Origin of the sequence: Marinomonas sp. S3726 (genome assembly GCF_000967665.1) — a bacterium.
Classification (GTDB): Bacteria; Pseudomonadota; Gammaproteobacteria; order Pseudomonadales; family Marinomonadaceae; genus Marinomonas.
Window position 1 is genome coordinate 66,015 of sequence record NZ_JXYC01000008.1, and the last position, 9,578, is coordinate 75,592.

At 39.4% G+C, this 9,578-nt stretch carries 9 protein-coding genes and 1 pseudogene; all 10 read left to right on the plus strand.

Annotated elements, in window-relative coordinates; genetic code table 11:
* Positions 1-73 precede the first annotated feature (73 nt).
* The 10 genes and pseudogenes from TW85_RS07485 (at position 74) to TW85_RS07530 (ending at position 9,360) form a co-directional block, all read left to right on the plus strand.
* On the plus strand, positions 74-2,089 hold the full coding sequence (locus TW85_RS07485; protein ID WP_046016493.1) for an acyl-CoA dehydrogenase: 2,016 nt from the start codon (positions 74-76) through the stop codon (positions 2,087-2,089).
* Between the two features lie 167 nt (positions 2,090-2,256).
* A complete protein-coding gene (locus TW85_RS07490; RefSeq protein ID WP_046016494.1) occupies positions 2,257-2,970 on the plus strand; it encodes an FRG domain-containing protein in 714 nt (237 codons plus the stop codon).
* A gap of 195 nt (positions 2,971-3,165) precedes the next feature.
* Positions 3,166-3,588 (plus strand): hypothetical protein, encoded by a 423-nt coding sequence (locus TW85_RS07495; RefSeq protein WP_046016495.1) that lies wholly within the window; start codon positions 3,166-3,168, stop codon positions 3,586-3,588.
* A gap of 124 nt (positions 3,589-3,712) precedes the next feature.
* Complete coding sequence (locus tag TW85_RS25395; RefSeq protein ID WP_052701993.1) at positions 3,713-4,732, plus strand: hypothetical protein; 1,020 nt, start codon at positions 3,713-3,715, stop codon at positions 4,730-4,732.
* A gap of 508 nt (positions 4,733-5,240) precedes the next feature.
* Positions 5,241-5,519: pseudogene (locus TW85_RS07505) on the plus strand (acyl-CoA dehydrogenase C-terminal domain-containing protein); the annotation flags it as partial.
* A 129-nt stretch (positions 5,520-5,648) separates the two neighbouring features.
* On the plus strand, positions 5,649-5,996 hold the full coding sequence (locus tag TW85_RS07510; protein WP_046016497.1) for a hypothetical protein: 348 nt from the start codon (positions 5,649-5,651) through the stop codon (positions 5,994-5,996).
* A 374-nt stretch (positions 5,997-6,370) separates the two neighbouring features.
* The gene (locus TW85_RS07515; RefSeq protein ID WP_052701995.1) at positions 6,371-6,787 is read left to right on the plus strand and encodes a DUF6678 family protein; all 417 of its coding nucleotides are present in this window, start codon (positions 6,371-6,373) and stop codon (positions 6,785-6,787) included.
* 81 nt (positions 6,788-6,868) lie between these two features.
* Positions 6,869-7,246, plus strand: coding sequence for a hypothetical protein (locus TW85_RS07520; protein ID WP_046016498.1), 378 nt, complete (start codon positions 6,869-6,871; stop codon positions 7,244-7,246).
* Positions 7,247-7,467: 221 nt separating this feature from the next.
* On the plus strand, positions 7,468-8,325 hold the full coding sequence (locus TW85_RS07525; protein ID WP_071210273.1) for a DUF4917 family protein: 858 nt from the start codon (positions 7,468-7,470) through the stop codon (positions 8,323-8,325).
* Between the two features lie 57 nt (positions 8,326-8,382).
* Positions 8,383-9,360, plus strand: a complete 978-nt coding sequence (locus tag TW85_RS07530; RefSeq protein WP_046016499.1) for a transposase — start codon at positions 8,383-8,385, stop codon at positions 9,358-9,360.
* Positions 9,361-9,578: the final 218 nt, after the last annotated feature.

Below are 9,578 nucleotides of genomic sequence, written 5' to 3' on the forward strand. Positions count from 1 at the left end.
TGTTAATTAATGGTCTGTTAATCGCCAAATGGTCAAAAAAATATCTCAAAAGAATAAGAAAAAGGACGTAACAATGGACACAAAATCTAATAATTCAGCAAAAGAAACGAATGCCTTTCGAGTAGATTTAAGAGACCAGATGTTTTTACTGTGGGAGCAGTTTCGTGCCCAAGACACAGTGCTAGATAGTCAGATTTATCCTGAGTTTAACCTGGCCTTCTGCCAATATTTAATCACGCACGCCAAAGACTTTGCCTATCAAGAAATGGGGCCTTTATATCAGGTTAGCGATCGCCAAGGGGCGAAGCTTTCTTATGAAGCAGGTGAGCAGGGGGAAGCCTCTAATAAAGAGCAAATAGGAAAGGTTATCTTACCACCTGGCTTTGAACAACTTTGGCAAAGCTACAAAGAGGCGGGCTGGGGTCGATTAGGCTCCCCATTAGAATACGATGGCCTAGGTGCGCCTTATCTTATTTCTCAAAGTATTAACGAGATCTTCATGGGGGCCAATCCCGCCTTTATGATTTATTCTGGCTTTGCCAGCCCCGCCTTGTATTTAATCGACAAGTTTGGCGACGATCAGCTCAAATCGCGATTCTGCGAGCCTTTAGCCAAGAATGATTTTGCGGCTTGTCTTTGTATGACAGAGCCTGATGCTGGTTCAGATGTGGGTAATATTCGTACCAAGGCCGTCAAACAAGACAATGGCATGTATCGTATCGAAGGGGAGAAGATCTTCATCTCTGCGGGCATGCATGATTTAAACGACAACATCGCGTATATCGTACTTGCTAGAGTCGAAGGGGCGAAAAAAGGCACAGTGGGCTTGTCTTGTTTTGTGGTACCAAGGTATCAACTAGAGTCTGAGCAAACAGGTTCTCAATTAGACTCTCAACTAGGCTCTCCTATCGATAATGGCGTGCGTTGTGTCAGGTTAGAGAAAAAGATGGGGTTACATGGCTGTGCCACAGCGCAAATTAGCTTTGGGCAAGCAGCGCCTTGTTATGGTTATCTCTTGGGCGAAAGGGAAAATGTCGGCCTAAAACAACTTATGACCATGATGAATCTGGCGCGTATTGCCACCGGCATTTATGCGTTGGGTATGGCATCTAGCGCTTACCTAAATGCAGCAGAATACGCGGGCAATCGCATTCAAGGTACTAGCTTTAAAGAAGCTTTTAACCCAAGAGCGCAGCGGGTTGCCATTATCGAACACATAGATGTGAAGCGTATGTTGTTGGAGATGAAGAGCAAGGTAGAAGGCTGTCGTGCTCTGATATTAAAGCTTTGCATGCATCAATCCCAATTGATGAACCTTAATATCATGCAAGCAAACCCAGAGCAGTTTGAGCAAAACCACACAGCAGCAGATAAGGAGGAGATTGAGGCTCAAGCCTACCGCCATCAATCTCTGGTGAATCTACTCACACCCATCGTCAAAGCCTACACCTCAGACCAAGCTTTTCACGTAGCCGAAACAGCGATTCAAGTTTATGGCGGCCATGGTTACATCTCAGATAATCCGGTGGAGCAATATGCCCGGGATATCAAGGTGATGTCACTTTGGGAAGGCACTAACTTTGTGCAATCTGCCGACCTATTTAGAGATAAGCTCGCCATGGGCAGACACTCAAAGCTTTTAGCCTTGTACCAAGAGGAAATCATGGGCTTTTTAACCACAGCTAAAAGCGATGAAGCCACTTTCTCAGCTTTTGCGCCACAGGCGAAGCGACTGGAAGACGCATTAAACTGCCTAGTGGATACCCACAAACTCATGGGTAGCTGGATACGACAGCAAAAAATGGAGCGTATTTTTGCCGTATCAACCCGCTTTTTAGAAATGATGGCCGAAGTGACCTTAGGTTGGTTGCTGCTGGATAGCATGATGGTGGCTAAGCGGGCTTTAGTTGCTAATGACAGCCCTGAGCCAGAAGAGCAAGCGTTTTATCAGGGGAAGATACAGTCAGGGTTATTTTTTATGAACAACACCGTGCCCAATGTGTTTGCCAAGGCACAGGTAATAGCGCTTGAGGATGATAGTGCGGAAGAGGCGAGCGCAGAGATGTTTTTGAGTAGGGGAGAGGTGTGAGGCTGGTTTGATTTAACTGAGTTCGGTTCAGTTTCTTGATGAGTTAGTATTTCGTAACTTGTTGATGTGGTTAAGGTATTTTTGATATTGGAGGGTTGTGAGTGTGGGGGGAAGTGATTAGAATTGATGCGCGTTAGCATGTTATTTGATTATTGATAGGTATTTATTTGAAAGTCACATCGATCATAAAGTTTTTGCAAGCAATCCAAGACAATCACTCTGATCAGGTTTACCGAGGTCAAGCATGTGAAAATTGGTCTCTTATACCTTCTATAGCTAGAGTTAAGCATATTGATTTACCAACTCAATATACAAATGGCTGGAGAGGGCTCGAATCTGACTTGATGAGCCGTTTTAAAAAACATGCGGTTAGATTTCTTAATAAAGAATCTTCATCTGAAATTGATTGGATGATTCAAGCGCAACATCATGGTGTTCCAACAAGGTTGTTAGATTGGTCTACTAACCCACTTAAAGCGTTATATTTTGCCATTGAAAATTTGAATCATGATGATTCAGATGGTGTTGTATTTGTATTCTTCCCTCCTACTTGGAGGGTGTCTTCAAAAGATGTTGAAACTAATGAAAAGAGTTTAATAGCTTTTCGTCCATATTTTATTAATGAACGAGTAGCATCACAGGATGGTTGCTTTACATTATTTCCGTTTCCAACAGATGAAGAAAAGGACTCAATTGAAGCTATGAAAAACGGCTTTACTTCTCAAAATGAAGTTGTAAGTATGCAAAAAATTATTATTGATAAAGATTCCAAAGATAAATTGAGATCCGAGTTGAAAAATTTGGGTATCACTGATGTTGCAATATTTCCTGATTTAGATGGAGTGGCAAAAAGTATTCGTAGGGAGTTTGGTTGTTTATAAATGATTAATTATTACCGATATGGCAATTATAAGCGCGCAAAAAAAGTTTAAATAGGACTGGAACTCCAATTTGGGAGTTGACATTAGAGATTGGCATCGTAAGCGTAATAAAAGTGCATAAAAAACGCATGTTGCCGGGCTGCTTTTTCGCTACGCCCCAAACCAGCTGCAGGCGTTATATTTTAAGGAGTTTGAATGACCATCCAAGGCAATCGAAATTTCCAGCCAGAGAAATTTAAGGTTTTTGTTCGCCATATGATCCAAGTTGCAAAAGAAAAACGTTGCGTTACTTACAATGAGCTAGAGAATATTTTTGGTCTTAGCCATGCTCAAGTTGGTTATTATTCTGGCGCTCTGGGTGACTATTGTATTTCTAAAGATCTTCCACCTCTTAATGCACTAGTGATAAGTTCTACAGATTGTACACCAAGTCATGGTTTTGATTGGTATCAAGAACACTATGAAGTCTCATGGGGAGAGCTAATTAGTAATTGTTATCAAGCATTCCATGTTACTCAAACAGCTCAAAAAAAAGTTCAAGATTTTAGTGGTCGCGACAGGGATGTAGAAAACTGGTTGGAAGAGGCTGAGAGTGTAAGTTACTTAACCGGTAGTTAAAATATAACAAGACCTTAAAGTCGGATTCGTAACAGTTGGCTCGGTTCCACTTCGCTTCACATTTTAGCCAACAGTCACTCACCGCTTAAGGTAGCGTTATTACATTAGGAGTTTACCTATATATATGGATATTAGAGAAATATGTAACGAGTTAAATCGTAGATCCAAACACTATCAAGTTGGTAAGTTACAGAGGCTTAGAGCAAAAATAAAAGATATAACTAGGCCTAAAACGTTAAAGATATTTAGTGATCAAACCATTAATGAAGATTGGGCATTCCATTCAGGTGGACGAACAGAACTTCAGTTTAATATAGGTACAGAAAGAGAGGGGTTAAGGTATGGACTAGCCCTTTCACTGCAATTAAGTAGAACACTTCCTGATATTTCAGATTTTGAATTTAAAATACTACGATTTAATGAGTATCTACTAGCAAATATCCATGATTTAGATAACATAAAAATGTGGGTGCACTCACCGAGTGGAAGAAGTGAAATAAAAAAAATATCTGAAATTAAACTTCCTCAGTTTCAGGAAGGAAACTTTATATTCTTTGGCCTTCTATGTGATGCTGACAACATTGATTATGAACATGTTCTTAAAACTTTCGATCATCTACTTCCTATATATGAGTATGTTGAAAGCAATGTATCTTTGAACGAATCAATACTAAGCGATAATGCTAGTTTTACTTTCAGTGGATTTAGTGAAGATAAAAAACTGAATGGAACTTATAGCTCCCCAGCAAAGAAGTTTGAAGTAAAATTTAAACATAATGAACTTCAGCTTAAACTTTGTCAGTTACTTTCCAATAAATATGGCGTAGTAAATGTTGGCGACGAGTGCTTAACAAAGTTTGGAACAAGGGTTGATGCGGTAGTCAAAAATGCTGAAGGTTTTATTTTTTATGAAATAAAAACAAACTCTACATTAAAGCTTTGCATTCGTGAAGCTCTTGGACAGCTTTTGGAGTATGGGTATTGGGGTTCTGATGTCGCCCCTCAAAAGTTAGTAGTTGTAGGAGATCACCCTGTAAATGAAGTGGCTATAAAGTATCTTCGAAAGCTTCGCGATGAGTTTAATTTACCTATTTATTATCAAAGAGTTGGCATCAATGATAACACTCTTAGCAAAATGTACTAACAAAGCATTTAAGAGGAACACTAATAGGATATATGGACGCTCCCGTGCCCTCAAAATGAAGGTACTAATGAGACACCCACACTAATTTTGATTAGTAATAATTAAAAAAAGTTCTAATAGGACACCCTTAACAATTCAATACTAACAAGACACCCACTCTAATTTGATTGTTATTTAACCATGATCTAGCTTTATTGGATTCACTCAATGGTACTAATGAGACACCCACTCTAATTTGACTGTTATTTAACCATGATCTAGTTTTATTGAATTCACTCAAGGATGAGGAATCTAATATGCCTAAACCACGCAAGTCGTTAATAAGTCTTCAAAGCACTAATAAGACACCCACTCTAATTTGATTGTTATTTCACCATGATCTAGCTTTATTGGATTCACTCAAGGATGAGGAATCTAAAATGCCTAAACCACGTAAATCCCTAATAAGTCTTCAAGATACTTCTTACCAACACTAATAGGACACCCACTCTAATTTACCCGCTTTTTAGAAATGATGGCCGAAGTGACACTAGGCTGGTTGTTGCTCGATAGCATGATGGTGGCCAAGAGGGTGCTAGTTGCTAATGACAGCCCTGAGCCAAAAAAGGCAGAAAGCAGCCTTGAGCCAGAAGAGCAAGCGTTTTATCAGGGGAAGATACAGTCAGGGTTATTTTTTATGAACAACACCTTGCCCAATGTATTTGCCAAAGCGCAGGTGATAGCGCTTGAGGATGATAGTGCGGAAGAGGCGAGTGCGGAGATGTTTTTGAGTAGAAGGGAGGTGTGAGGTTGGTTCGAACCAAAAACTAATTAATTGATATTAATGCTTTATATTGGGTTTTAAACTGAATTAGTATGGTTTCACTAGTGTGGCCTGACCGCATTAGAACACCCTAAACTATAAAAGGAATAGATAGTGAAAAGCCTTAAAATACTTGCTTTAGCTTTAGTTGTATCGCCAGCTCTACATGCAGAAGCTGTCTTTACTAGTGCAGATATTGATTACGTGTTTGCTGGATATCCAGATCACAGTATTGGGTTCATACCAATTGGTGGGGTGGAAAACCCTGCTAATTGTGATCAAACAGATACGTATGCAATGTTACCTTCATACGACACTCAAGGTGCATTGAGCGTGCTTTTGGCTGCGAAAGCAGCTAATAAGAAAGTATATTTCTCTATCCGTGATGATATTTGCCACACTTTTCCTCAAACAGATAGTCTAGGTTCATTTCCTGTCATCCAGCGTATTGCTATTCGTTAAACTTTATTTAGTGTCATCAAGACTGGCTTAATAGTCAGTCTTGATGAGTTAATTAGTAGTTGTTGTGTCTACTTTAAATGGCGTTTTATTGAGAACCCCATCTCAATTCTTGAGTCTAGTGATAGTTGGTACGCTTTATCATTGTGCCCATTTTTAAAATATGTAGAATCAATAAGTTATGAGAAGGGCACGAAAATAACCGCGTCCTACATGCAAAAATAGGAATCGAAATAACGCGCATGCGCGTTTAGCCAGGAAGGTTTTCAGTGTATAAGTGGCCTCCCTTTTTTTAAATTAATAAGATGTGACGTTTGAAGTGCGGTGGATAAGTAGGACAAATCGAGCGTGCGCATTATTAAAATGTTATACGAATCATGGAAACTGACGAACAACTCAAAGATCGCGAAAGGCTGGAGCGCTATATCGTTCGTGAGTCTCTTATAAGTGTTATGAACAACACTAAGTGGGAGAAGCTCCGAACCATGATGCTCGAAGAGACTGATAGAAAGCCAGCTTGGCGTGTGCGTTGTCTGAGAGACAAGCGGAAGGTCGAGCCTCAGTGGGATGGTGACTGGTACTATCACCTACCAGAGTACAAACATATTGAGTGGCTAGAAATATATCCGATCAACAAAGAGCCTCGGGGTCACGTACTGCCTGATAAGGTCACGGATAATACAGAGTACTTTGTCAGCCTTCTTAAGAATAACAACATACCCTTCAGCATTGAGGATGAGTCACTAAGAATTTGGGGCTACCAATGGCCAGGGCAAGCGGTAGAATTCGTATAACAAGGCAAGGCAAAATCGCCCTTCGGGCTGGGCGCGCAAACGCGCGCCTTTGCTTGCGGCGTTAACACCAAAGGAGTTCAAATGGAGCTATCTAAAATACACTTAGATATAATGAAGGATTACCATCAGCGGTTTGGAGCAAATAGTCTTCAGACCTTAGCAGCGATTCTGGTTGCTATAGGATGGATGCTTAGTGTTGACCAAGCTAATGTCTTAAATGGCATTAAGCCCCTTTGTTCAGTAGTTGTTTGTATTATATGGATAATTCATATAGTCGTATCATTTGGAATCAAGTGTATCTTGATTAAACAATCTAGGTTTATAAACGAGTTGGGTGAAATTCCAAGATCAGCATTTGAAGTATATTTGATAAATAATTGGCACTTCTACCTAAACCTGTTAATGAATTCTATGCTATTCACTTTATTGTTATTGTTAATTTGGCAGCAACACCACTAATGAGACATATATGGACGCTCCCATGCCGTCAAAGCATTAGTTATGCAAACCACTTTTTAATTCTGTATATTACGTGGTTTTGTCTTTTTCTTATTAACCGTTTTTGACTTTTACCAATTCCAAACACTAATGAGACACCCACTCTAATTTGTTAAACACTAATGAGACACCCACTCTAATTTTTAAACCGTTGTTTAGCAATATGAAAATGAGAATATCTGATGTCATTAGAAACATTTGAAGATAAAATTAATTCACTCAGAGAAAACGAAAGACCTTCTATTTTATTAGCCAATGGCTTTTCCCAAGCATGGGATCACACCATTTTTAACTATCAAAACTTACTTCAACAAGCAAACTTCGGAATTAGGGATGCAACTATTAGGGATATTTTTACTAGCTTTAATACTTTTGATTTTGAGAAAGTAATGAGAGCACTTGAGGCAGCGGAAATTGTTTGTGATAAATATGATGTCGATCAGGTAAAAATAGATGAGATCCAGAATGACCAAGAACAATTGAAAAATGCGCTTATTCAGGTCATCTCACAAACCCACCCTTTGAGATCAAGTAACGTCAAAGTTCAACAATATGAGAGTGCAAAACCTTTTATTATGAAGTTCGATAAAATTTTCACATTGAATTACGATTTGTTGCTTTATTGGATCGTTAATAAATTTGATATTGATCCTCGAGGTTACCACACTGATGACGGTTTTCGTCATACAACATGGGAAAATGCAGAAGGTCAGAATGTATATTTTTTGCATGGTGGCCTTCATATTTATGATGATGGTACTCTTATTAAAAAGCACGCTTTCAAAGGTGACGCTGATATCAGCATTGTTGATCAGGTAAGAAATAATTTAAACAAGGGAAAGTTCCCTTTGTTTGTTTCAGAGCCTACCTGTGAGAAAAAACTTTCCCGTATCGAGCATAACCCGTATCTGAGCTCTTGTTTCCGAGCATTAAAAAACTTAGGTGGCCCTCTGTTTATTCACGGGCATTCAATGGCGGATAATGATCAACATATTTTTAATCAAATAAAAAACACTAATAAGACACCCACTCTAATTTGACTGTTATTTAACCATGATCTAGTTTTATTGAATTCACTCAAGGATGAGGAATCTAATATGCCTAAACCACGTAAATCTTTAGTTAGTCTTCAAGACACACCTTATTATCACTGTGTTTCCCGTTGTGTGAGACGTGCTTTTCTGTGCGGCACTGACGAGATGACAGGTCAAAGCTACGAACATAGACGAGGCTGGATAGAAGATAAGATATTGTCTCTAGCTGCTGTCTTTGCGATAGATGTCTGTGCTTATGCAGTAATGAGCAATCACACACACCTCGTACTTCATGTGAATGAAGATGAGGCGCTAAATTGGGATGTGAAACAAGTACTTGAACGTTGGCATAGTCTACATAAAGGTACTCAATTCACCGAGAAATATTTAGAAAACAAGGATTTGGCTGAGTTCGAATTAGCCTCTGTTTATGAAAGCTGTGAAAAATACCGTAAGCGTCTTTGTGACATAAGTTGGTTTATGCGAGAGCTCAATGAACCTATTGCTAGAATGGCAAATAACGAGGATAAATGCTCCGGCAGATTCTGGGAAGGGCGGTTTAAGTCCCAGGCTTTGCTAGACGAGGCTGCTTTAGTTTCATGCATGGCTTATGTCGACTTAAACTCTGTTCGTGCCAAGATGGGAGTAACACCAGAAGCCTCAAAGCATACGAGTATCAAAACGCGTATCGAAGTGGCCAAAGCAAATCAAACTCAACCCAAAACTTTATATCCTTTTATTGGCTATGAAAGAGAAGATCAACCAGAAGGATTACCTTTTAAACTCACGGATTATCTAGAGTTGATTGATCTCACTGGAAGAGTTGTTAGGGAAGATAAAAGAGGCTCTCTAGATATCTCGCTTGCTCCTATACTCCAGCGAATTAACCTCACGTCAGAGCAATGGATAGAAGTAACGACTGGCTTTGAGAAACACTTTAAAGCAGCAGTTGGCTCAGAAGCTTATTTAGCAGAGTATTGTGAACATACGCAGTTGCAACGGCGATCGGGATTAGCTGCTTGTAAGCGACTTCTGTCTTAAGACTTAGCCTATTCCAAGAAGTTCGAGTTTATAACACCTATCATATCGTTATCGTGAGGACTTCTGCCGCCTCAAGTACGAAAATCCTCATAGAACTCCTTACAGTTAGCCATTAATTTTGAGAAACCTCCGTGTTTATCAATCATAAAATGCTAAAAAGATCGAAGTGAGTGATGTTCAGGTTATGTTGTTTTTGATTTCTTTAAAAATGGCTGATG

Coding starts and splice junctions, on each gene's coding strand:
- TW85_RS07530 (WP_046016499.1), top strand. CDS start 8,383: ATGCCTAAACCACGTAAATCTTTAGTTAGTCTTCAAGACACACCTTAT.
- TW85_RS07520 (WP_046016498.1), top strand. CDS start 6,869: ATGGAGCTATCTAAAATACACTTAGATATAATGAAGGATTACCATCAG.
- TW85_RS07485 (WP_046016493.1), top strand. CDS start 74: ATGGACACAAAATCTAATAATTCAGCAAAAGAAACGAATGCCTTTCGA.
- TW85_RS25395 (WP_052701993.1), top strand. CDS start 3,713: ATGGATATTAGAGAAATATGTAACGAGTTAAATCGTAGATCCAAACAC.
- TW85_RS07495 (WP_046016495.1), top strand. CDS start 3,166: ATGACCATCCAAGGCAATCGAAATTTCCAGCCAGAGAAATTTAAGGTT.
- TW85_RS07515 (WP_052701995.1), top strand. CDS start 6,371: ATGGAAACTGACGAACAACTCAAAGATCGCGAAAGGCTGGAGCGCTAT.
- TW85_RS07525 (WP_071210273.1), top strand. CDS start 7,468: ATGTCATTAGAAACATTTGAAGATAAAATTAATTCACTCAGAGAAAAC.